Source organism: Ginsengibacter sp. (assembly GCF_057362405.1).
The window spans coordinates 25,418-48,257 of record NZ_JBMQQG010000169.1; the positions used below are offsets into that span (position 1 = coordinate 25,418).

Annotated in this window: 23 protein-coding genes; 18 read left to right on the forward strand and 5 right to left on the reverse strand. The window is 37.6% G+C overall.

What is annotated here, in order from left to right; genetic code table 11:
• The first annotated feature begins 1 nt into the window (after position 1).
• The gene (locus ACO1O5_RS14015; RefSeq protein WP_486271234.1) at positions 2-364 is read left to right on the forward strand and encodes a hypothetical protein; all 363 of its coding nucleotides are present in this window, start codon (positions 2-4) and stop codon (positions 362-364) included.
• Positions 365-429: 65 nt separating this feature from the next.
• Here the strand turns inward: ACO1O5_RS14015 and ACO1O5_RS14020 are convergent, their stop codons facing one another.
• On the reverse strand, positions 430-1,680 hold the full coding sequence (locus tag ACO1O5_RS14020) for an MFS transporter (protein WP_486271236.1): 1,251 nt from the start codon (positions 1,678-1,680) through the stop codon (positions 430-432).
• Between the two features lie 198 nt (positions 1,681-1,878).
• On the opposite strand from ACO1O5_RS14020, the gene ACO1O5_RS14025 reads away from it, so the two are divergent.
• On the forward strand, positions 1,879-2,490 hold the full coding sequence (locus ACO1O5_RS14025) for a YdeI/OmpD-associated family protein (RefSeq protein ID WP_486271238.1): 612 nt from the start codon (positions 1,879-1,881) through the stop codon (positions 2,488-2,490).
• A 51-nt stretch (positions 2,491-2,541) separates the two neighbouring features.
• On the opposite strand, the gene ACO1O5_RS14030 is transcribed toward ACO1O5_RS14025, so the two are convergent.
• The gene (locus tag ACO1O5_RS14030) at positions 2,542-2,958 is read right to left on the reverse strand and encodes a DsrE family protein (RefSeq protein WP_486271240.1); all 417 of its coding nucleotides are present in this window, start codon (positions 2,956-2,958) and stop codon (positions 2,542-2,544) included.
• Positions 2,959-3,011: 53 nt separating this feature from the next.
• On the opposite strand from ACO1O5_RS14030, the gene ACO1O5_RS14035 reads away from it, so the two are divergent.
• Positions 3,012-3,557 (forward strand): GNAT family N-acetyltransferase, encoded by a 546-nt coding sequence (locus ACO1O5_RS14035; RefSeq protein ID WP_486271242.1) that lies wholly within the window; start codon positions 3,012-3,014, stop codon positions 3,555-3,557.
• Positions 3,558-3,660: 103 nt separating this feature from the next.
• On the forward strand, positions 3,661-4,470 hold the full coding sequence (locus ACO1O5_RS14040) for a hypothetical protein (RefSeq protein ID WP_486271244.1): 810 nt from the start codon (positions 3,661-3,663) through the stop codon (positions 4,468-4,470).
• Positions 4,471-4,493: 23 nt separating this feature from the next.
• On the opposite strand, the gene ACO1O5_RS14045 is transcribed toward ACO1O5_RS14040, so the two are convergent.
• The 3 genes from ACO1O5_RS14045 to ACO1O5_RS14055 are packed head-to-tail and all read right to left on the reverse strand — an operon-like array spanning position 4,494 to position 7,410.
• A complete protein-coding gene (locus ACO1O5_RS14045; RefSeq protein ID WP_486271246.1) occupies positions 4,494-5,786 on the reverse strand; it encodes a radical SAM family protein in 1,293 nt (430 codons plus the stop codon).
• Between the two features lie 6 nt (positions 5,787-5,792).
• Entirely contained in the window at positions 5,793-6,362 is a 570-nt protein-coding gene (locus ACO1O5_RS14050; protein ID WP_486271248.1) for a hypothetical protein, read from the reverse strand.
• The gene (locus ACO1O5_RS14055; protein WP_486271250.1) at positions 6,349-7,410 is read right to left on the reverse strand and encodes an agmatinase family protein; all 1,062 of its coding nucleotides are present in this window, start codon (positions 7,408-7,410) and stop codon (positions 6,349-6,351) included. The genes ACO1O5_RS14050 and ACO1O5_RS14055 overlap by 14 nt, the downstream gene beginning before the upstream one ends.
• Before the next feature lie 184 nt (positions 7,411-7,594).
• Here ACO1O5_RS14055 and ACO1O5_RS14060 point away from each other — a divergent pair, with 184 nt between their 5' ends.
• The 14 genes from ACO1O5_RS14060 to lpdA all read left to right on the forward strand — a co-directional run bounded on the left by ACO1O5_RS14060 (position 7,595) and on the right by lpdA (position 22,812).
• Positions 7,595-7,999, forward strand: coding sequence for a cytochrome c maturation protein CcmE domain-containing protein (locus ACO1O5_RS14060; RefSeq protein ID WP_486271251.1), 405 nt, complete (start codon positions 7,595-7,597; stop codon positions 7,997-7,999).
• Positions 8,000-8,007: 8 nt separating this feature from the next.
• A complete protein-coding gene (gene ccsA, locus ACO1O5_RS14065) occupies positions 8,008-10,524 on the forward strand; it encodes a cytochrome c biogenesis protein CcsA (RefSeq protein WP_486271252.1) in 2,517 nt (838 codons plus the stop codon).
• Positions 10,525-10,592: 68 nt separating this feature from the next.
• Positions 10,593-11,213 carry a DUF4294 domain-containing protein gene (locus ACO1O5_RS14070; protein WP_486271254.1) on the forward strand — a complete coding sequence of 207 codons (621 nt, stop codon included), beginning with the start codon at positions 10,593-10,595 and terminating at the stop codon, positions 11,211-11,213.
• Between the two features lie 148 nt (positions 11,214-11,361).
• Positions 11,362-12,099: a bacillithiol biosynthesis deacetylase BshB1 gene (bshB1, locus tag ACO1O5_RS14075; protein WP_486271256.1), complete on the forward strand. Its 738-nt coding sequence runs from the start codon at positions 11,362-11,364 to the stop codon at positions 12,097-12,099.
• A 53-nt stretch (positions 12,100-12,152) separates the two neighbouring features.
• The gene (locus ACO1O5_RS14080; protein ID WP_486271257.1) at positions 12,153-13,223 is read left to right on the forward strand and encodes a fatty acid desaturase family protein; all 1,071 of its coding nucleotides are present in this window, start codon (positions 12,153-12,155) and stop codon (positions 13,221-13,223) included.
• Positions 13,224-13,283: 60 nt separating this feature from the next.
• The gene (locus ACO1O5_RS14085) at positions 13,284-13,799 is read left to right on the forward strand and encodes a hypothetical protein (RefSeq protein ID WP_486271259.1); all 516 of its coding nucleotides are present in this window, start codon (positions 13,284-13,286) and stop codon (positions 13,797-13,799) included.
• Between the two features lie 401 nt (positions 13,800-14,200).
• A complete protein-coding gene (miaB, locus tag ACO1O5_RS14090) occupies positions 14,201-15,622 on the forward strand; it encodes a tRNA (N6-isopentenyl adenosine(37)-C2)-methylthiotransferase MiaB (RefSeq protein WP_486271261.1) in 1,422 nt (473 codons plus the stop codon).
• Positions 15,623-15,636: 14 nt separating this feature from the next.
• On the forward strand, positions 15,637-16,875 hold the full coding sequence (locus ACO1O5_RS14095; protein ID WP_486271263.1) for a sigma-54 interaction domain-containing protein: 1,239 nt from the start codon (positions 15,637-15,639) through the stop codon (positions 16,873-16,875).
• A 54-nt stretch (positions 16,876-16,929) separates the two neighbouring features.
• Positions 16,930-17,451, forward strand: a complete 522-nt coding sequence (gene lptE, locus ACO1O5_RS14100) for an LPS assembly lipoprotein LptE (RefSeq protein ID WP_486271265.1) — start codon at positions 16,930-16,932, stop codon at positions 17,449-17,451.
• A gap of 19 nt (positions 17,452-17,470) precedes the next feature.
• Entirely contained in the window at positions 17,471-18,733 is a 1,263-nt protein-coding gene (locus tag ACO1O5_RS14105; RefSeq protein ID WP_486271267.1) for a hypothetical protein, read from the forward strand.
• 1 nt (position 18,734) lies between these two features.
• Entirely contained in the window at positions 18,735-19,091 is a 357-nt protein-coding gene (secG, locus tag ACO1O5_RS14110) for a preprotein translocase subunit SecG (protein ID WP_486271269.1), read from the forward strand.
• A 110-nt stretch (positions 19,092-19,201) separates the two neighbouring features.
• On the forward strand, positions 19,202-20,233 hold the full coding sequence (mltG, locus tag ACO1O5_RS14115; protein ID WP_486271271.1) for an endolytic transglycosylase MltG: 1,032 nt from the start codon (positions 19,202-19,204) through the stop codon (positions 20,231-20,233).
• Between the two features lie 67 nt (positions 20,234-20,300).
• A complete protein-coding gene (locus ACO1O5_RS14120; protein ID WP_486271273.1) occupies positions 20,301-21,248 on the forward strand; it encodes a YihY/virulence factor BrkB family protein in 948 nt (315 codons plus the stop codon).
• 175 nt (positions 21,249-21,423) lie between these two features.
• A complete protein-coding gene (gene lpdA, locus ACO1O5_RS14125) occupies positions 21,424-22,812 on the forward strand; it encodes a dihydrolipoyl dehydrogenase (RefSeq protein WP_486271275.1) in 1,389 nt (462 codons plus the stop codon).
• Positions 22,813-22,840 lie beyond the last annotated feature (28 nt).

A 22,840-nucleotide genomic window follows, 5' to 3' on the forward strand; every position in this document is an offset into this window, starting at 1 on the left:
TATGGCAACAAAGAAATCAGCAACAAAAAAAATTACAGCAAAAGCATCTCCCGCGAAGAAAGCCGCGTCAAAAAAAATCACGGCAAAAAAATCTCCCGGGAAGAAAGCCCCTTCAAAAAAAACAGCAGCAAACAAAACAGCACTTCCTAAAAATAAAAGAATAGTAAAGGTTGATAAGCCCACACCAAAAAGCTTTATGCCGCCTGATGCATTTAATGAAATTCCCGATGACGCCGATTGTATCTGCATGCAAAAAAAACCGGGCGGAAAGTTTTACAACTTCAAACTCCAGGAAGGTCGCTGGGTTCAGGCTTCTGCAATTCCATTTCCTACAAAAGACCTTTGTGAGGACGCCTGTTGCTAAATTATTCTACAAATAATGTAAAAAAATTTACGACTAACGGGGGGCGTATACGAATGGAAGATAATTTAGGCAGCCACTGCTTTTTTGGCGTTTCTGGATCTTCTCACTTTTTTCAATACCGGTATAAACAATAAGGCTGCTGTAACGCCACACACCCCTTCTGCCATTACTGTGAATGGCGCATTGGTAACATGTGCCAACGAGCCAATAAGAAGACCGCCTATGGGCTGCATGCCAAGGAATGCCATCACATAGTAACTGATAACTCTTCCTCTCATGTGTTCATCTACATGTGTTTGTACATAGGTATTACTTGCCGAGATTTCAGTTAGCAGTCCACCTTCAGCCACCATCAAAAATATTAATGCCAGCGTAAGATTTTTGGTGTAGGAAAATAAAATAAGGCCCACACTAAAGATTAAAGCCGCATAGGCAATTATCCTCATGTATTTGCTTCCCGGTTTTCGGGTAGCCATATACACCGCACCCAATAATGCTCCTAATCCTGAAATACTATTCAGCCAGCTAAACGTGGTAACATTCCCTTTAAAAACCGATGCAGCATAAATAGGAAGCAACGTTGTATAAGGCATTACCAACAGGCTCATAGCCGCAGTTAATAACACTACAGAGCGGAGGCCAACATTGCCCTTGATGTACCTATATCCTTCCCGCAAGCCCACCCAAATTGGCTCTGTATTTTTGGGTCTGACCGGAATATTTATTTTCATAAACAGCAATGAAATAATTACCGCCAGGAAACTTAAGAAGTTAATGAGAAAACAAACATCTTCACCATAGCTGCTCAATAATATTCCTGCGACTGCAGGACCCAGCAAGCGGGCCAGCGTTACCATGGAAGAATTGAGCGCAATGCCGTTTGGAAGATCTTCTTTATTTTCCACCAGCACAATCATAAATGACTGGCGCGACGGGGTATCAAAAGCATTGATGCATCCTAATAAAATGCTCAGTAAAATAATAATAGTTACATCGTAGTTTCCCCGCCAAACCACAATTGCGAGAAGCCCGGCCTGTATCATTGAAGCAACCTGGGTAAAGAGTAACGTTTTATAGCGACTATGGCGGTCAACATAAGCGCCCGCGTAAGGAGAAAGAAGCAGAACTGGTATTTGCCCGGCAAACGCAACTAACCCCAACATAAATGCCGAATGCGTAAGATTGTATACCAACCAGCTAACGGCAATTCGTTGCATCCATGTACCAATAAGGGATACGGCCTGTCCAATAAAGTATAAGCGGAAATTGTAGTACCGTAATGCTCTTAGTGCCGTAGGCAGTTTGATTATTGCCATTTGATTCATGCAAATTTAAATCTCCGCGTATTAAGAACCGGCATAAAATTTTCCGGAAAAAATACGGGCAATATTTTCACTTTATGGAATCATACGTCTCCAGGTAAAACGCGGTCTTCTTCAAATCCTTTTCAACATTCATTCTTTTTTGAATAAAGAAATAATTAATTTGTATTTAATTTTTTAAAGGATAACGGTATGATACAAAAAGATAAAAGGATTGATGATTACATATCAAAATCAGCCGAATTTGCCAAACCAATTTTAATGCACTTAAGAAGCCTTGTTCACAGTGCTTGTCCGAATGTTGAGGAAACTATTAAATGGGGATTCCCACATTTTGATTACAAGGGAATGATGTGCAGTATGGCAGCATTTAAACAACATTGTGCGTTTGGCTTTTGGAAAACTGCGCTAATGAAAGATGCAAAGGAAATGATAAGCCAAAATGAATATGCCATGGGGCACATGGGTAAGATCAGGAGTCTCAAAGATCTGCCTTCTGATAAAAAAATTATAGGATGGATAAAAGAGGCTATGAAATTAAATGATGACGATGTAAAATTGCCGGAAAGAAAAAAAAGAGATTATAGCAAGGAAATTGAAATTCCGGAGATATTACAAAATGCATTACTCAAAAATAAAAAGGCCAACGTTGCCTTCAATAATTTTAGTCCCTCTCATAAAAGGGAATATGTTGAGTGGATAAACGAAGCCAAAACCGAGGAGACTAAAAACAAAAGGGTTGCAACCACCGTTGAGTGGCTCAAGGAAGGAAAATCGAGGAACTGGAAATATGAGAGAAAATAAGTCCGACTCGCCAAATTTTGAACAACTTAACGTTATGATCGATTGGCAACGTTATTGAACAATCTTTATATAGCCATATCCGGCGGCTTGCTTTTTTACAATCTCATAAATACCGTCGGGAACGGATTCAACGCCGCTCACCAACCCACTTTCATCAATGTCATGTTTTTTCATAGCAATAGCACAAGCCCTGAATTGCACTTGTTTGTTTTCGGAAAGTTTTGAAATGTCGTCAGCAACCGCAGATTTGTTTTTGTCGATAACAGCAATCGAATTTCCGTAGAATACAACTTCTACTTTGGCATCAGGACTGGCATTGATAATCTCTTTTATTAAAACGATCATCCTCTGTTGAATGGCCGGTTCGTTATTGGTTATGTCGAAAACCACATTGTAAGGAACGTTTTGGCATGATGCCGAGTTATTATAAACTAACAGCACCAGGGCAATTAAGATTAATTTTTTCATGTTATAAATTTTTGTCTTATAAAATTATAAATTACAAATCAATAACGAAATCTATGCTGTATTTAAAATTCACGCCATTTCCCCGGTTAAGAACAGATCGGCTGCAATTAAGGGAGCTCACAAAAAAAGATGCTGAAGAAATTATGATATTGCGGTCCGACGAACGAGTAAATAAATTTCTTGACCGGCCAAAATCAGCTAATATAAATGACGCGACAAATTTCATAGAAAAAATACAGAGTGCCGTAAAAAGTAATCAATCGGTTTATTGGGCGATTACTTTAAAAGACGAGGATACTTTAATAGGAACTATTTGCCTGTGGAATATTTCAATTGAAAATAATGTGGCCGAAATTGGATATGAACTTCATCCCGATTTCCAGGGAAAAGGACTAATGCAGGAAGCAATTTCAACAGTTACAGATTATGGCTTTAATAAAATGAATCTAAAAGTAATAACTGCTTTTACCCATATAAATAATCTACGATCCACAAACGTTTTATTGAAAAATAATTTTCTGTTAGACAAAAATTATACGTACGCCGCGAAAGAGGACGCAGGGGAACTGTCGGTCTATTATTTAAACAAGGAGAAGTAGACCTATCCAAATTAGTCTCCCATAAATTATAGTTAATTTAACACCAGGGTTATAAACATCATCTATTTGTTTGTAACTTTTTAGAGTGATAAAATTAATTTCAGTGAAAAAAATTATACAAGCCCTGATTTTTCTTGCTCTTTTAAATTCCTGCAGATCTACAAAAATCGCTGGCAACGTAGCCACTAATCGAAAAACGACAATTAATGCTGTTATTAAGTTCATTCCTGACAGCAGTTATTTTTCAAATTCTTATTGGAGCGAATCAGGAAACAAGATATGCAATGAGCTCTTTGAAGATCAGTTGACGTTTAATCTTGATAACGACTTTCTACACAGTCCAATACCTATTTCATTTTACACCGAAAAGGAGATTCAGAAATATGGGCTGACACCCGACTGGATTATTTACTTAAAATTTACAGGCCTGGATATTTCTGCCCCGAAACTTACCACGACAACTTTATCCCGACCTCAGTCATCATACAGTGATACGGATAACAAGACCATCTATATAGCACCTTCCTTTGGCGGCCAAACAGAAAATGAACCTTATCCGCCGGGGACATTCGCTGACAAGCAAATGTTTGCCTACCCTTCGAATGTTTCGTCTATAGTGCCAGCTATAACCGTTGATCAATCTACAATTCAAGCAAATGCGACTCTTGGTTTTAATATCCAGGAAAGGATAACATCGAAAAATTTAAGCCTGCAAAGTTTTAAGGCAAAATATTTATTAGTAAAAGAAGATGTTGGCTATGATGTGAATGAAAGCAACAAAGCGTCAATCGCGTCATCAGATTCAACATCCGATCTGTTTGAAAGTAAATTAAATTTCATTATGGAAAACATATACGCCAAAATTTATCCACGAATAAAAAACGAAATAAGTTCCAAATTAAATAGCAAGTAGTTATATTAGATTTCTAAGCACCTTTACTTTGCATAATCCATTTCAAAATTGCCTTTTATTCTTTCCATAGACGGATTAAAATAGCCAAATTTTAAATCAGGAAATTCTTCTCTTATTAACTCCATCATTTGACGAATGCCGATACATTCACCGGTATCTGTCACTCCTATTTTTCCTAAATACCAGTCAGGATCAATATTGAAATTGCGCCATTGAATCATTTTTAATCCGGTTGATTTAATAAGTTTTCTTAAAGCCTCATATTCTTCAACACTATCGGTCATGCCGGGAAACACGAAGTAGTTAATGCTCGTCCATCCGTTATAGTTAGTTACTACTTTAAGGCTTTCAACGATATCGTTAAATTCATAGTTATTGGGACGGTAGTAAGGCGTATATATTTTTTCCCTTGCAGAATTGGTGCTTACTCGAATGCTGTTCAAACCTGCTTCACAAAGGGCTTGTACTGCCTTTGGGTCACTACCATTAGTGTTGATATTTATACTTCCTTTCTGCGTATGTCTTCTAATTTCGGCAATGGCTTCCTTTATGGTTTGCCACATTAAAAGAGGTTCACCTTCACAACCCTGGCCGAAACTTACAATAGGAAAAGGAGCAGTTTCCAAATGAGGAACCGTGTATTCAATTATTTCCTCCGCGGTTGGTTTAAAAGTGAGCCTGTCCTGTGTAGAAACAATTGTTTCTTCCTGTGGCTGAAAAGAAATACATCCAATACAATTTGCATTGCATGCAGGCGAAGTGGGAACAGGACATTCCCATCTTCCCATAAAATAATTTCGGGCAGCGGGGCAATGGTAGGTAAGGCAACAATTGTTAGCCAAATGCTGAACCAAACGGTTATGCTTATACGCCGATAAATATTCCTTTACGCCCGCTTCAATTTTTCCCTGATCAAAGCCTGCACTCTCCTGCCTGATATCATTCTCAATGCGTACCGCAGGAACATAAAATTTTTCGCTTTCCCAACCGGCGGCAGTATAACAAAACAAAGGAAGTGTTTCGGCATTAGGTAGCGTTTCATAAGCTGCCAAATATGTGCCTGTATATGCAGGCGGAATAAAAGCCGCAACGGCCCATCCTCTTTGGCAGAGGCGCATTTCGCCGGTTTTTACGTCAATCCCTATGCCGCGTCTTCCGGGCAATTCATATAATTGTCCGCCACTGGGTAACTCAATCCACTCCTCTTTTTCCACAGGTATTGCATCCCACCCACTTCTGCCACAGGCATATAAAGAGGTGTCCTCAAAAATATTTCCCTTGCCATCAGAAAACAATATGTAAGGGCTATGTTTCAAACAGGATTAATTTAAGTAAAGATTCTCTTCAGAATTTGAATATTTTATTATTTGCTGTTGTGCAAATTCGTTGAATTCAACTTCGCTGATGTTGGTTTCATCATCAACTTCTAATTGAATAAGTTTGTTGTTATTGAAATCTAATGTGAGAATGCTATCGCGTAACATTACATTGCTCACCTGGTTCCATTGATATTCAACAGGAGGAAAGTTTGTTTTTTTTATAAAAACATTATTAAAAACAAACTGCAATTTTTGAAGGGAATAGTGATATAAAATGCCCATCAGCAAGCAACAACCCCCAATCGGATAATGTTGTAGCGCAACCCAGCATCCGGCAAGAATGAAGAACGCAACCTCATCCATAAAAAACCCGGATTTATTTTTTTTAGCAATATAAAATCTATAGAGACAATACATTGCAATAAGAAAAAATGATGCGGCGGCGTCATAAAAATATTTATCAAAGAAAAGCAGGTAGATATAGATGGCGATGTTAAAAAAAACGATGAGCAAAGCAATAAAATGATACGACTTTACTTTGGAGTTTTTAAGAGTAATTTCAAACTGTGGCATGGCTATTAATTTTTGCAGCTACCATTAAATTACACAATTTAAATAAAACCCTTGCGCCTACATTTTCATCCCATTCATTAGGGCTGATACCGACTTCATTTAAATCAAATCCTATAAATTTCCGGCCGCTTTCTGCAACTTTCCTGAAAAGATAAAAAATCTGTTCCGTCTCAAATCCGCCCTGGACGGGAGTTCCGGTGTGGGGACATAATTTAGGATCAAGGCCATCAATATCAAAACTAATATACACTTGTTGCGGCAGCTTGCTTACAATATCATCAACTACTTGTTTCCACGATGCGCCTTCAAAAATTTGTTCTTTAATATATTTATCAAAAAAAGTAACTACCCTGCCGTTGCTGTTTTTTATATATTCATATTCCAGGGGCGAATAATCCCTGATCCCTACCTGCACTAGTTTGGTTAATTCCGGAATTTCTTCCAACGCGTTATACATGATAGAGGCATGAGAATATTTAAAATTTTCGTAAGCCTTACGAAGGTCGCAATGCGCATCGATTTGCAGAATTCCAAAATCACCATATTTTTCTGCAACTGCTTTAAAAAAACCTAAAGGAGTACTATGATCGCCACCAACAACTCCTACCAATTTTCCGCTATCAAGCAGTTCCTTGGTCTGCTCATAAACCCAGCTATTTAAAAATTCGCTTCCTTCATTTACTTCTTTTAAAATCTTACACATAAACTTACTATCTATCACCTCATCTCCCTGGCAAATGTAATTGATGAAAAGCTCGGCTTCTTTACGCAGGTAATCGCTCTTCATTAAAACTTTCTTGTCTACATCACGCATGTAAAATCCTTCCTTCCAACCATCCTGCACATCAGTATCAATCAGATCCACTTGCAGGCTCGCTTTGGCGATGTGTTCGGCCGCTCTTGCAGTGCCCGCCGTATAACTTACGGTCACTTCCCATGGAACCGGAAGCAGTACCACCGCAGCATCTTCTTCAGTAAAAGGAAGGCCAAAAATATTATTGTTGGGATTGCCTACGCAATTGGGATCAAACTTTGATAAATCGGTCATAGAAGCGGGTAAATTTTTTTAAGGGTGCAAAGATAATATAATCACCAATGATAATGGCTTTGAATCAGAATTCAGTTTCACAATTTAACGGCTGATTAGCATCACTTAGTATTATGATTAACCTCATCAATTTTATAAAAATATTGTTGCCATTTTAAATTAGATTTGCAGCTTATAAAAATTTATGAAAACTTCCAGCATCATTATTTTGGTAGCCATAGCAGCAGCAATAGGAGTTTTGCTGATGTATTCGGTTGACTTTTCAACTTATGACACGATAAGTTCCGCAAAAGCAAAACCCGGAAAATATGTTCACCTGATTGCACGACTCGATAAGTCGAAGCCTATACAATATGATGCGATAAAGGATCCCAATTATCTTTCATTTTATGCTACGGACAGTCTTGGAGGAAGCACCCAGGTAATTTATCATAACACAAAACCTGCTGAACTGGAACAAAGTGACCGTGTTGTTTTGAAAGGAAAAATGGAAGGAAATGTCTTTGAATGTGATAACATTTTATTAAAATGCCCTTCAAAATATAAGGATGATAAAAAACAACTGGAAAAAACTGTCTCACAATACTAAACCGCACCATGAAGTTTGAAGGTGAACACTTATTGCCAGGCCAGGTTGGACATTTTTTTGTATTGCTTGCCTTTGTAGCTTCCCTGGTTTCATCAATAGCTTATTTCTACGCTTCGGCAACTAAAAACGAATTTGAAAAACGTCCTTGGATACTTTTTGCCCGCGGCGCTTTTTTTATACAGTTTGCATCTTTGGTTACGGTATTTATTACCATTTATTATTTATGTTCTCATCATTATTTTGAATATCTCTATGCATATAAGCATGCTTCCAAAGAGCTGGAGCCGAGATATTTGTTGGCGTGTATTTGGGAAGGCCAGGAGGGCAGTTTTATCTTGTGGTCTCTGTGGCATTGTGTTTTGGGAAGTATTCTGATCTTCACGAGTAAAAAAAGAGAAGCTCCTATTCTATCAATCCTGACGTTGGCACAATTTGTTTTGCTAATAATGATTGTAGGTATTTATATTGGAGATACCCGCATTGGGAGCAGTCCCTTTGTATTAACACGAAACGAAATCAATGGCCCCATATTTAGCCAGTCGAATTATTTATCATTTATAAAAGACGGTATAGGCTTAAATGTCTTATTAAGAAATTACTGGATGGTTATTCACCCACCCATCCTGTTTTTAGGATTTGCAAGTACGATTGTTCCGTTAGGTTTTGCTTATTCCTCTCTAAGCTCAAAAGATCTCACCAGTTGGGTAAAGCCTGCACTTCCCTGGACATTGTTTAGCTGTTGTGTGCTTGGAGTTGGTATTATGATGGGTGGAAAATGGGCCTATGAATCTTTATCTTTTGGCGGTTATTGGGCTTGGGATCCGGTGGAAAATGCTGCTTTAGTGCCGTGGATGATTTTAATTTCCGGGCTGCATTGCATGGCAGTTTATAATTCAACGGGTAACGCATTAAGAGCTTCTTATTTCTTTATTATTCTCGGTTACTTTTTTGTTTTGTATTCAACTTTTTTAACCCGTACCGGTATCCTGGGTGATACTTCCGTACATTCTTTCACCGAAGCCGGGTTTGCAATGAACGTGTTAATTGGCATTTATGTAATTGCCATATCCCTGCCCATGCTGGTGCTTTTTGCAGTTCGATATAAAAAAATTCCTTCTATACAAAAAGAAGAAAATATTTCATCAAGAGAATTCTGGATGTTTATCGGTTCACTCATTTTTTTCCTTGCAGCGTTATTTATAATTGCCATAACCTCGTTACCTGTTTATAACAAAGTTTTCGGAACAAAATATGCCGATCCGCAAGACAGGGAATTTACCTACAATAAAGTATTGGTCTTGGTGGCATTTATAATAGGTTTACTTACCGCTTTATCGCAGTACCTGAAATATAAGAATACAGATAGAAAATACCTTATAAAGAAAATGGCATTACCCCTTGTAGCTGCCACATTAATTTCTGTGTTAATGGCCTTTTTTTACCCGATAGAATTTACAAAAAAAGGTCCTGGTTTCCTGATTGCCATTTATTTAGCCTTATTTGCCTGTATATTTTCTGTAATTGCAAATGGAGCCTATTTAAAAACAGTTTTAAGGGGGAATTTAAAAGCAGGTGGTGCTGCAATAGCTCACCTTGGATTTGCTTTAATGATAGCGGGAATGCTTATTTCTTCCGGTAACAAACAAGTTATTAGCGATAATAGCAAAACAGGACTGTTTCTTCCTTTTGACAAGGATCCTACCGGAAGAGAGCCGAATGATCCAATGGAAAATCTCACGCTTGTGAAGGGTGTTCCTACACCTATGGGGCCTTATATGGTTACCTATGTAGGCGACTCAAACGGGCTGGAGAAAACCCGTGTTTTCTACAATATTCATTTTAAGAAGACGGACAGTGTAACTAATAAAGCAAAGGAAGATTTTACGCTTACCGAAGATGTCTATCAAATGAGGGATAATAACCTTAGTTCTAACCCGGGAACGAGACATTATTTCACACACGATATCTTCACGTACATCTCCACAACATCTGTTAAAAATAATTCTGCTGATACTGCTCAATTTAAGATTCATGACATGGGCATTAATGATACAGCATTTTATTCCAAAGGGTATTTGGTATTAAATAATGTTCTTAAAAATCCGGATAGCGGGAGATTTCATTTCTCCCCGAATGATACGGCATTGGTTGGTGACATTACCGTGTATGCCAACGATGGCTCAAAAATTAAAGCTTACCCTGCTCTCACTATCACCAATCAACAAATTAATTTTATTGATGATACGCTTGCGAGGCAGAACCTTTATTTGAACCTTGCCGGCCTTACTGCCGACAAAAAATTTAAGATTGGCGTTAAAGAATCCGAAGTTCTTACAGATTTTATCACACTTAAAGCATACGTTTTTCCATATATAAATCTTGTATGGGCAGGCTTATTAATTATGGCCTGCGGATTTGTTGTCTCCATCTGCCGCAGAACAAAAGCAGCTAATTATATAACCGCATTGTCAGTATTATTGGTGCTTGCAGGTTTGGCGTATATGTTTTTAATTGCCAACGCTTAATTGTTTTATCAATTATTCAACAAACGCTATTTGCACAAACCCAATAAAAATATAAATTTACATACGCAATGCGTATCGTCCGTAACTATACCGCTCATTTCATTTCCTTCCTTATTATTTTAATATTAAGTGGTTTTAATAATATTAAAGCGCAATCAAGATATGGGCAACACGATACCATTGTAACCACGGCGGTTGTATACGAAGGAGACACCATAGAAGCTAAAATATTAGCAGGCGTGTATGTATGGAAAGGTACGCTGACTGCAAGACAGAGATGGACACGGCTTAGAAATGCAGTTTACGTTACCTATCCTTACGCAAGAAAGGCCGGCTTTGTATTTAATGATATAGAAAAACACATTGCCGGAAGTACGGACAAACAGTTTATAAACAGGTATATTAACAGCCGGGAAAAGGAGTTAAAAAAAGAATTTACCGAGCCACTTACTAATTTGTCGGTTTACCAGGGAAAAGTATTAATGAAACTTATAAACCGCGAAACCAAAGGAACCAATTGTTATGATATTCTGAAAGAATTAAAAGGCGGGTTTACCGCCCGCTTCTGGCAAACTGTTGCCTTCTTCTTTGGCAGCGATCTCCGACAACCTTACGATGCAAAGGGCCAGGATGCTGAAATGGAGTCCATCGTGAAGGAGGTGCAAAGAATGTATGGATATTCAGGTTAGAATTTTTAGCCACATTGATTTTGTTAATCTCGCTATATTGTAAACTTTATCAATTGAATATTGCGAAAACCTGCATTTTTTAACCTATCTTTGCGGCCTAAATTACCTTTTACTTCGTTCCCCACTTTAGATTAGTTATTTTTTTAGAATGAAATTAGATCTTTTAGCATTCGGTGTTCATCCCGATGACATAGAATTAAGCTGCGCCGGAACTCTTCTTATTGAAAAAAATAATGGAAAAAAAGTTGGGGTTGCTGATTTAACCCAGGGAGAATTGGGAACGAGGGGAACTCCCGAAACGAGGAAAGAGGAAGCCGAAAAGTCGGCAATTATTTTAGGCCTGGATGTGAGAGAAAATCTTGAGATGGCAGATGGTTTTTTCAGGAATGATGAGATGAACCAGCGTAAAATAATTACAGTTCTTAGAAAATACAGGCCGGAAATTATACTTTGCAACGCACCGGACGACAGGCATCCTGATCATGGACGTTCTGCACAACTGGCGATGGATGCGGCTTTTTTATCGGGGTTAATGAAGATTGAGACAACGGATGAAACAGGAAAGAAACAGGAAGCATGGAGGCCAAAATATGTTTTTAATTACATCCAGGATTTGTATTTTAAACCTGACTTTGTAATAGATGTATCAAATGTTTTTGATAAAAAAATTGAAGCAATAGAAGCCTTTTCTACTCAGTTTTATAATCCAAATTCAAACGATAAAGCACCACAAACGTATATCTCTTCTCCTGAATTTTTAGAGAGTGTAATTAACCGCGCCAAAATGTATGGCAAAATGATTGGCGTTAAATATGCAGAAGGTTTTATATCGAAAAAGATGATTGGAGTTAAAACTTTTGATGCATTGATTCAAAAAAGTACTTAAAAAAGAAAACCAGCGTTAACAAACGAAATACTACAACCTAATAAATTTCAAAAATGGCACATCCAAAATTCATACAGGGAAAAGGCGAATTTCATATTGAATTGAAAAATCGCGTGAACCAATATTTTATCGATCGCAAAAAACCTATGACAGGAAACAATATGCTGCTTTTAAAAGCGGTTCTTTTCTGCCTGGGGTATGTGTTAATGTATGTTCATCTTGTTTTCTTTACACCGATCGTTTGGGTGGCGATTCCTGAATGTGTTTTATTCGGGGGCCTTACTGCTGCGATAGGCTTTAATGTGATGCACGATGGTGCGCACGGAAGTTTCAGTAAGTATAAAGCGATTAATAAAATGGCAGGATTCTCTTTGAACTTTTTGGGAGCAAGCGCTATTATGTGGAACATGAAACATAATATTATTCATCATACCTATACCAATATTGATGGTATCGACGATGACATTGAAGCTCGCCCATGGCTTAGGTTTGCCGTTACACAAAAGAAGATGAAACTACATAAATTCCAGCATTATTATTTTTGGTTTTTATATACCTTACTTCATTTGGTTTGGGTATTTATGTCAGATTACAAAAAGTATTTTTCAGGAAAAATTGGGCCGGTAGCATTAAGAAAAATGACTATAAGAGAACACATTTCTTTTTGGACGGCGAAAGTGCTTTATGCTTTCATGTTTGTTGCTTTACCGATTTGGTTGTTGGGTTTTACAACCTGGATAGTTGGATTCTTGGTTATCACTATGGTTACCGGATTTGTAATAAGTATTGTTTTCCAATTGGCACACACAGTTGAACATACCGATTTCCCCATGCCAGACGAATTATCCGGTAAAATTGAAAACGAATGGGCCATTCACCAGGTGGCAACAACTGCTAATTTTTCTACCGGGAATAAATTAATCTCCTGGTTAGTTGGCGGGTTGAATTTCCAGATTGAACATCATTTATTTCCTAAAATATCACATATCCATTACCCCGCCATCAGCAAAATAATCAAGCGCACCTGCAACGATTATGGAATTACTTATATAGAATTTCCGAAAATGAGCCAGGCTATAGGTTCCCACGTAGCGTATTTAAGGAGACTAGGTAGGGCTAATTAAAAAAAACAAAAATTAATTGCGTTTCTTCTAGATGATGAAAATCATGTTTAAATTTACATGATGAAAATTCAGTTCCAGGATTTAATACCCAAAGATTTTAATGATAACTCTCATGTGTGGATTTATCAAAGCAGCCGTGTATTCACATTTCCTGAAGCAGTTAGGATCGAAGAGCAATTAAAAGACTTCGCCGCCAATTGGAAAAGTCACGGAACTCCCGTAAAAGGATATGGCAATTTGCTTTTTGGCCAGTTTGTAATTTTCATGGCAGATGAAACGGCATCGGGAGTAAGCGGATGTAGTACAGATTCATCAGTCAGGTTAGTAAAAAATATCGAAAAAGACTTCCAGGTTGATATGTTCGACAGGCAAATGTTGGCTTTTGTCGTAAATGAAAAAATCCAGATGATTCCATTGTCGCAGGTAAATCATCTTTTAGAGGAAGGAGTTATCACCGCAAATACATTATATTTTAATAATACCATTCTTACCAAAAAAGAATTATTAAAAAGCTGGATTATCCCCGTTAAAAAAAGCTGGCTTGCTAAGAGAGTTCCTTTCCTGAGTAATAAGTAATGTTGAGATAGTTGTTTGGTGTTAAAGATCGTTTTCTTTTTATTCATCCTGTTGTATTTTTACGAAATCATTTTTTTTAATGGAAGTAAGGCGTAGACGTAATTTTGTTAGGAACTGCATTATAAATACACTAAAAGGCAAAGCTTACAATAGTTGTTAACGTATCCATTTTCCATCCAACATTTTGTTTACTTATCATCACATTTCCTAACGATCTCCTTTACTTAACAGCGATCGATGAAAAAATTTCACTCTAAGAAATTTTTGCAAGCGTGAAAGTAGAGTCCTGAGTTGATGATTTGCTACTTCCGCAAACCACTCGCTTCGGATTATTAACTTTCTGCCATCTTGTCGCCATGTTTTATTTATTTATATTTGCAATCCGGTTTAAAACCTGACAAATGCTGGATGTATTACTAAATAAGAAACACGACGAAACGAGGCAGGGAGAGGCTTTTGCGCCTGCTCAATCCATGAATCATACACCCGGAAAAAAATTCTATATAGAAAGCTATGGATGCCAGATGAACTTTGCTGACAGTGAAGTGGTGGCTTCCATTCTGCATGAAAACGGGTTTGGTGCAACCAGGCATTTCGAGGAAGCCGACATGATTTTTTTAAATACCTGTTCTATTCGTGAAAAAGCCGAACTGACCGTAAGAAAACGACTTACCGAATTCAGGAAAGTAAAGAAGTATAATCCCGGACTTTTGATCGGAGTGTTGGGTTGTATGGCAGAACGGCTTAAATCAAAGTTCATTGAAGAAGAGAAATTAGTAGATATAGTTGTTGGCCCGGATGCTTACAGAAGTTTACCTGGATTAATAGAAGAAGCGGAAAGCGGACAAAAAGGAGTGAATGTTTTATTGAGCCGCGATGAAACTTATGGTGACATTTCACCAATACGATTAAACAGCAACGGAGTAACAGCATTCGTTAGTATTATGCGTGGATGTAATAACATGTGTTCCTTTTGTGTAGTACCGTTTACGCGTGGCCGTGAGAGAAGCCGCGATCCTCAATCGATCATTAAAGAATGTGTGGATTTATTTGAAGAAGGTTACCGTGAGGTTACTTTGTTGGGGCAAAATGTTGACAGTTATAATTGGCGAAATTCAGAAGAAGATGAAATGGTTTCGTTTGCAAACCTTCTTGAAAAAGTTGCACAAATATCCCCATTACTTCGGGTGAGATTTTCAACTTCACATCCAAAAGATATTACCGACGAGGTGTTATTTACGATGGCAAAATATGATAACATTTGCAAGTATATTCATCTTCCTGTACAAAGTGGCAGCAGCAGGATTTTACAAATGATGAACCGCACTTATACACGGGAATGGTATCTGGCTAAAATAAACCGCATAAGGGAAATACTTCCTGGCTGCGGAATTTCCACAGATGTTATTACAGGTTTTTGTACTGAAACAGAAGAAGACCATAAAGAAACATTAAGCCTGATGGAATATTGTGAATATGACCTGGCTTATATGTTTTTCTATTCCGAACGCCCCGGAACCCTCGCCGCTCGACGCTTTGCAGATGATGTACCGGAAGAAACTAAAAAGAAAAGATTGCAGGAGGTAGTTGCATTGCATAGAATACAATCTTTAAAAAGCATGCAAAAGGAAGTTGGTAAAACAGTCAAGGTTTTAATAGAAAGCAACTCTAAAAAAAGTGAGGAGCATTGGGCAGGAAGAAGTGATAATAATAAAGTAGTAGTATTTCCTAAAAATGAAATCTTACAAAAAGGCGAATATGCAGATGTAATTATTGAAAGTTGTACGGCAGGAACGTTGATAGGAAGATTAAAAAATAACTAATAGATTAAGTTCAAATGGATCAGCAAGCAATAAAAAACAGGTTTGGAATAATTGGCAATTCACCAGCCTTAGTGTATGCATTGGATGTTGCCATACAGGTGGCCAATACGGATTTAAGTGTATTGATAAATGGTGAAAGCGGCGTGGGTAAAGAAGTTTTTTCCCATATCATTCATTCGCTTTCTGCACGAAAGCATAATCCGTTTATAGCGGTTAACTGCGGTGCCATTCCCGAAGGAACCATCGATTCCGAGCTTTTCGGTCATGAGAAAGGATCATTTACCGGCGCGGTAGATAGCCGTAAAGGGTACTTTGAAACAGTAAACGGCGGCACGATATTTTTGGATGAAATTGGTGAAATGCCATTGGGAACGCAGGCCAGACTATTACGCGTACTCGAAGCGGGAGAATACATTCGTGTGGGTTCTTCGAAGGTGCAAAAAACTGATGTAAGAGTAATTGCGGCAACCAACAAAGATTTGTTGGAATATACCCACACGGGCAGGTTTCGGGAAGATTTGTATTATCGCTTAAACACTGTCCCCATAAGAGTTCCAGCATTACGCGACCGTAAAGAAGATATTTATTTATTGTTCAGAAAGTTTGCTGTTGATTTTGCGGAACGTTATAAATCGCCACCGGTACAATTGGATGAGGATGCAAAAAATGTATTGATGAATTTCCCATGGCCTGGCAATGTGCGGCAATTAAAGAATACTGCAGAGCAGATTTCGGTACTTGCAAAAGATAAAAATATTACGGGGGAAGAGTTGCGAAGATTCTTGCCGGAAACAAATTTTAACAGGTTACCGGTGCTGGCATCAGGAAATACCGGCGCTAATCAAAAAGAATTTAACAACGAAAGAGAAATATTATATAAGTTGTTTTTTGATGTAAAGAAAGATGTGACGGAATTAAAAAGAATGTTTTTTGACGTATTGCAAAATCCGGCTGCTATGAACGGTGCGCATAATTTTAATAACGATAAATTATTGGAGGATTATCACAGTGATCAGTTAAATCCTGTTATAAAAAGCGGTCATCCAGTAGTGCTCAACGGCAGTAATAATTCCAACTCTATTGATGAACATCATGAAGTTGAAGAATCACTCAGCATCATGGATGCGGAAAAAGAATTAATTATAAAAGCATTAAAAAAGCATCGAGGTAAAAGAAGAGATGCATCAAGTGACCTTGGCATAAGCGAACGTACACTTTACAGGAAGCTGAAAGAATATAACATTAACGAGTAGCCGAAGTTCTAATGCCTGGTGAATCGTTGGTAATATTCGGCGCAATAGAAATAAATGAAAGTTGATATAAACATAAAACTGATACCCTTGCTGGGTTTCCTTTTCTTTACCTTATCGTTTGCAACCTGTAGATATTCTACCAAGGATGTTTCTCCCATTCCTCCGGAGGTTAAAACATTTCGCGTAAATTATTTTGAAAATAAAGCCCGGTATGTAAACCCGCAACTAACGCCGGCGATCACAGAAAAATTGAAACAGAAAATAATCGGGCAAACAAGACTTAGACAAACCAATAACGACGATGCTCATTACGACATCAGCGGTTATTTGTCTGATTACAGCGTAACCACAACGGGTATTTCAGGGCAAAGTGCCAGTACCAACCGGTTGAATGTAACTTTTCATTTGATTTTCAAAAATAACCTCGACCATACAAAAGACATGGAAACAGATGTAACAAGCAATTACGATTTTTCCGCCCAGTTAACTTTACCACAAGCTGAATCTCAATTGGGCGACCAGATTGTAAAGAACGTTACTGACGCAATTTTCAACAAAATATTTTCAAACTGGTAATCATCGCTAATTCATTTTCATGAGCAATAGAATATTTTATTCTGAATATTTTTACCAAAAGGGATCAAAGGATACTGGCGTGCTTGAAAGAAACGCGACTGAATATCCGTATAGTTCATTGGCGTCATTCCTGTTATTATATCATTATAAAAAAACTTCTAATCCTGCTTTTGAAAAGTTTGCCAAAAAGACTGCATTATTATTCAATAACCCTCACTGGTTACAATTTCAACTATTCGATAAATCTGCGCCGATTGCTGAACACGAAATTTTTAACGGTGGGAATTACAAGGATGAAAATGAAGTGACAGAAAGTGACAATGGCGAAATTCCATTAGAAACCTCTTCTGTCGAAAATGCTACCGAGGAATTGGCTTTAAAATCAGAGGCAGAAAATTATAGTGATGAAAGAATAAGGGACGAAAATCAAATCGTAACAATCGACCCTAATGAAATTTCGTTAGAAACTTCTTCGATGGAAGATGTTACGGAAGAATCGGTTCCAACTTTTGGACAGGAACCTTTTGGCAATGAAGGTATCAGAGAAGAAAATGAAGTAACAGCAATAGACCATAATGAAACATCTTCAGAAAATTCCTCCATAGAAAATGTTATCGAAGAGTCGAGTGCGATAAGCGAAGAATCTGCATTCACGGAAGTGGATGTTGCAGAAATTAATGAAGTAAATGCAGGAACTGTCGTGGATTCATTTGATGAAAAAGCGCTGCCACAAGAATCTCAAAACGAGGAAATTTTAGAAGAACCGGCATTGACTAATTCACTACATACGAATGAGTTTATAGAGACCGAAAATGTATTGAATGAAACTCCCGTAAACGAAGATGCTGTAATTGAAACAGCTGGAGATGAAAACATGGAACCAGAAAAAGAAGGCCCAGTAAACGAAAACGAGACAATTGCATTTGAGCCTCTGCACACCGTTGATTATTTTGCATCGCAGGGAATTAAAATAACTGAAGAATTACTCACAAAAGACAAACTAGGCAGCCAAATGAAAAGTTTTACCGCGTGGCTTAAGAGCATGAAAAAACTTCACCCGGGGAAATTGGAGGAGCAGAGCCTTGCCACAGAGAAACTAATTCAGGCCTCTGCAAACGAATCGAATTTTAATACGGAAATACTTACAGAAGCAATGGCTGAGGTGTTGATTAAACAGGATAAAAAGGATAAAGCAATCGAAATGTTTAGCAAATTAAGTTTGATTAATCCCTCCAAAAGCGCTTACTTTGCGGCGAGAATTGAAAGTATAAAATCAAGTTAATATGTTAATAGTTTTTTTGGCGCTAATTATTATTGCATCGGTAGTTTTAGGCCTTATCATTCTAATTCAAAATCCTAAAGGCGGTGGTCTTTCTTCCTCATTCGGGGGGTTTGGGAACCAATTAATGGGTGTAAAACAAACAACGGATGTTCTTGAAAAAGGAACGTGGCTATTTGCCGCAATAATTGGTGTACTGTGCCTTACTTCCGCTATGTTCATTCCTAAATCCGGCGGAGGTGTTAACGACAAGTATTACAATAATGCGCCGACGACAAATCCTGCGCAAACACCAAGTAATACCGTTCCTTTTAATAGTGGTTCGCAGCCGTCTCAACCTGCAACAACTCCTAATAAATAATTTATCAAAATATTGAAGAACCCTGTCTTAAAAAGGCGGGGTTTTTTATTTACTTTGATAAAGAATTGACAATATATATCGTTTTAAACCGTTGTCGAATTTAAGATAAAATGAAACCCCGGAAAATTATTTTACTATCCCTCTTTACCGTATTCCTGGTTGTGGTTTTTGGCGCATGGAAGTTTTTCGGACCAACTGTTAAATCGCCCGAAGGGAAATTTTTCTATATACACACGGGTGCGACTTACGGCCAGGTAAAAGATAGTCTTATAAAAGATAAAATTATTGGAACCGGTTTCTGGTTCGATAAGGTTGCGTCCTATTCCAACTATGATAAAAATGTAAAGGCAGGTAAATACAAAATAACTGGAGGAATGAGCATTGTCAGTCTGGTAAAAATGCTACGAAATGGAAGGCAGACCCCCGTAAACCTTGTTATTACAAAACTCAGGACCAAAGAAGATCTGGCAAAAAAAATAGCCGATAATTTTGAAACGGATTCGTTAAGCGTCATTAATTTTTTGAATAGCAATGATTCTCTGTTACAATTTGACGTGGATACAAATACCGTGATGACCATTGTAATTCCCAATACCTACATATATAACTGGAATACATCTATACAAAAGGTCCTAAAAAAATTATATGATGAGGAACAAAAATTCTGGAATGAGAATCGAAAAAGGAAAGCAGAACAACTGCACCTAACCCCTAATGAAGTTTATATAGTAGCATCGATTGTTGAAGAAGAGACCAATCGGATTGAAGACAAAGGAAAAATAGCCAGTGTTTACATCAACCGGCTTAGAAAAGGAATGAAACTGGCCGCGGATCCAACTATAAAATTCGCTATGAAAGATTTTGAATTGAAAAGGATCTATTTTAAATACCTGAATTATCCTTCACCCTACAATACTTATATCCATAAAGGTCTTCCACCTGGCCCTATCAATACGCCTTCAATAAAAACAATTGATGCTGTATTAAATGCACCTGAAACAGATTATCTGTTTTTTGTAGCACGTCCAAATTCCGGCGGACTGTCAGATTTTGCGAGCACTTTCCAGGAACATTCCATTTATGCTAAAGCCTACCGGGACGCGTTAGATAGTGCATTAAAAGAAAAACAGGAGAATCAGTAATTTTTAAATGCTACTTTAGATTTTAAAACGAATAAATTACGGTCAACAAAAATATTCCAGATAAGTTTTGATAAAACTGGTTCGCATATTTACACAATTTCATCCGATAAACTTCCTTATTAGAAAGAGTAAGAAATGGGTGCCGCCCGGTTTCCAGGGTAATTCTTTATATGAAGTGTTGAAATACTATGGAAAAAATTTTAGTGTTCCCCATCTTACAGAACGAGCTGCCGCCATATCCTATAATTTTATTATGGCGATACCACCCACTTGTCTTTTTATATTTACACTAATCCCGAGTCTGCCATTTGTATCAAAAAAAGGATTAAAACATCAGCTGCATATATTGATAACTGATATAATACCTGCCCAGGCTAATAACAAAGGCATTCTCCAGTTTATTGATAGTTTCATAGATGGCTCAAAAATTGGATTGATCTCTTTTACATTTATCTTATCGTTATTTTTCGCATCTAATGCAGTTATAGGTTTAATGCGGTCATTTAATAAAGACTATATTGGTTTTAAGAAAGTTAAAGGATTAAAAAAAAGATGGCTTGCGATAAAGCTAACTGTCTTATTGTTTAGTCTTTTAATGATCTGCTTTATTTTGTTGCTGGTGCAAAGTGATATTCTTAATCTTATCGGCATAACTAACAGGCATATACGACATGTTATATTATTTGGAAGATGGATTTTTATTATAGCGCTTATTTTTTATTCTTATGCATTTATTTATAAATACGCACCGTCAACGAAAAAAAGATGGAAGCTGGTTTCGCCGGGAACAATTATAGCCACCACTTTAACTATTATCGCTACAATTGGATTTTCTGCCTTTGTAAATAACTTCGGCAGGTATAATATTTTATACGGATCAATTGGAAGTGTTATGGTAGTGATGATAATGATCTTTCTTAATTCGCTGGTTGTTCTTATTGGTTTTGAATTCAACCTTAGTATCCACTCACTCAAAAGTATTCATGAGGAAAAAAATATAAAGAGAAGACAATAAAAATTATCATTGGTTTTGTAACGTTTAGGCTAACAATTGCAACATATTACCATATAAAACTTTAAAAAAAGTATCTCTTTTACGAATCAGTTATAGCTTTTTGCACTTTGCGCATTCTAAAGTAATTTTGCATCGCTTTTAAATAAGGCTTTTAAAATTAAAATCTTCATAAAACATGGCATACGACGTAATAGTATTAGGAAGTGGACCCGGCGGTTATCCTGCAGCAATCAGGGCCTCGCAATTAGGAAAAAAAGTTGCAATAATTGAAAAAGAAACCCTTGGCGGCATTTGCCTCAATTGGGGCTGTATCCCCACAAAAGCATTATTAAAAAGTGCCCAGGTAATGGAATACGCTAAACATAGTACGGACTATGGGATTGAAGTAAAAGAAGTTCAGCAAAACTTCGGAAACGTTATTAAACGTAGTCGCGGTGTTGCCGATAAAATGAATAAAGGCGTTACATTTCTCATGAAAAAAAATAAGATTGATGTTATAATGGGTAATGGCAAATTACTTTCTGCCACAAAGCTTGAAGTAACTTCCGCTGATGGCAAAAAACAAACCGTGGAAGCCAAAAATATCATCATAGCTACTGGAGCAAGAGCCAGAGAATTACCCGCTTTAAAATTAGATGGCAAAAAAGTAATTGAATACCGGTTAGCCATGAGTTTGCCAACACAACCAAAATCTATCATCGTGGTTGGCTCCGGCGCTATTGGAACAGAGTTCGCATATTTTTATAACTGTATGGGAACCAAAGTAACCATCGTTGAATTTCTGCCAAGAATAGTTCCCGTTGAAGACGAAGATGTTTCCAAAGAACTCGAAAAGAATTTTAAGAAGCAAGGCATTTCTATTATGACCAATAGTGAAGTAACAAGCGTTGATACCAGTGGCAATGGTGTGAAGGCAAAAGTAAAAACACCGGACGGCGAAGTAACCCTGGAGGCGGATGTGCTATTGAGCGCGGTTGGCATTACAGCAAATATTGAAAACATTGGGCTGGAGCAAGTCGGCATTAAGACGGACAAAGGAAGAATTGTGGTTGATGGTAATCAACAAACCAATGTGCCCGGAGTTTATGCCATTGGAGATTGCACACCCAACCAGGCACTTGCCCATAAAGCAACTAAAGAAGGTATTAACGCGGCGGAACATCTCGCGGGCAAAAAGCCTGAGCCGATAGATTATAACAATGTGCCGGGGTGCACCTATTGCACTCCCGAAATAGCCTCGGTTGGTTATACAGAGAAAGCGGCTAAGGATGCAGGTTATGAATTGAAAGTTGGCAAATTTCCTTTTATTGCCAGCGGAAAAGCAACAGCTGTTGGTGCAACGGAAGGTTTCGTAAAAATAATTTATGATGCAAAGTATGGAGAATTGTTAGGCGCCCACATGATTGGATATAATGTTACTGAATTAATAGCGGAAGTAGTTACGGCGAGGAAATTAGAAACGACCGCACATGAAATTCTGAATGCCATTCATCCTCATCCAACTATTAGTGAAGCTGTGAAAGAAGCTACCGCAGTGGCCTATGGAGAAGCTACAGATATATAGAATAGTCTCCGATTAACGAGATAACAAG

Excerpts from the sequence above, each read along its gene's own strand:
- ACO1O5_RS14015 (WP_486271234.1), top strand. The coding sequence starts at position 2 with ATGGCAACAAAGAAATCAGCAACAAAAAAAATTACAGCAAAAGCATCT.
- ACO1O5_RS14020 (WP_486271236.1), bottom strand. The coding sequence starts at position 1,680 with ATGGCAATAATCAAACTGCCTACGGCACTAAGAGCATTACGGTACTAC.
- ACO1O5_RS14025 (WP_486271238.1), top strand. The coding sequence starts at position 1,879 with ATGATACAAAAAGATAAAAGGATTGATGATTACATATCAAAATCAGCC.
- ACO1O5_RS14030 (WP_486271240.1), bottom strand. The coding sequence starts at position 2,958 with ATGAAAAAATTAATCTTAATTGCCCTGGTGCTGTTAGTTTATAATAAC.
- ACO1O5_RS14035 (WP_486271242.1), top strand. The coding sequence starts at position 3,012 with ATGCTGTATTTAAAATTCACGCCATTTCCCCGGTTAAGAACAGATCGG.
- ACO1O5_RS14050 (WP_486271248.1), bottom strand. The coding sequence starts at position 6,362 with ATGCCACAGTTTGAAATTACTCTTAAAAACTCCAAAGTAAAGTCGTAT.
- ACO1O5_RS14055 (WP_486271250.1), bottom strand. The coding sequence starts at position 7,410 with ATGACCGATTTATCAAAGTTTGATCCCAATTGCGTAGGCAATCCCAAC.
- ACO1O5_RS14060 (WP_486271251.1), top strand. The coding sequence starts at position 7,595 with ATGAAAACTTCCAGCATCATTATTTTGGTAGCCATAGCAGCAGCAATA.
- ccsA (WP_486271252.1), top strand. The coding sequence starts at position 8,008 with ATGAAGTTTGAAGGTGAACACTTATTGCCAGGCCAGGTTGGACATTTT.
- ACO1O5_RS14070 (WP_486271254.1), top strand. The coding sequence starts at position 10,593 with ATGCGTATCGTCCGTAACTATACCGCTCATTTCATTTCCTTCCTTATT.
- bshB1 (WP_486271256.1), top strand. The coding sequence starts at position 11,362 with ATGAAATTAGATCTTTTAGCATTCGGTGTTCATCCCGATGACATAGAA.
- ACO1O5_RS14080 (WP_486271257.1), top strand. The coding sequence starts at position 12,153 with ATGGCACATCCAAAATTCATACAGGGAAAAGGCGAATTTCATATTGAA.
- ACO1O5_RS14085 (WP_486271259.1), top strand. The coding sequence starts at position 13,284 with ATGAAAATTCAGTTCCAGGATTTAATACCCAAAGATTTTAATGATAAC.
- miaB (WP_486271261.1), top strand. The coding sequence starts at position 14,201 with ATGCTGGATGTATTACTAAATAAGAAACACGACGAAACGAGGCAGGGA.
- ACO1O5_RS14095 (WP_486271263.1), top strand. The coding sequence starts at position 15,637 with ATGGATCAGCAAGCAATAAAAAACAGGTTTGGAATAATTGGCAATTCA.
- lptE (WP_486271265.1), top strand. The coding sequence starts at position 16,930 with ATGAAAGTTGATATAAACATAAAACTGATACCCTTGCTGGGTTTCCTT.
- ACO1O5_RS14105 (WP_486271267.1), top strand. The coding sequence starts at position 17,471 with ATGAGCAATAGAATATTTTATTCTGAATATTTTTACCAAAAGGGATCA.
- secG (WP_486271269.1), top strand. The coding sequence starts at position 18,735 with ATGTTAATAGTTTTTTTGGCGCTAATTATTATTGCATCGGTAGTTTTA.
- mltG (WP_486271271.1), top strand. The coding sequence starts at position 19,202 with ATGAAACCCCGGAAAATTATTTTACTATCCCTCTTTACCGTATTCCTG.
- lpdA (WP_486271275.1), top strand. The coding sequence starts at position 21,424 with ATGGCATACGACGTAATAGTATTAGGAAGTGGACCCGGCGGTTATCCT.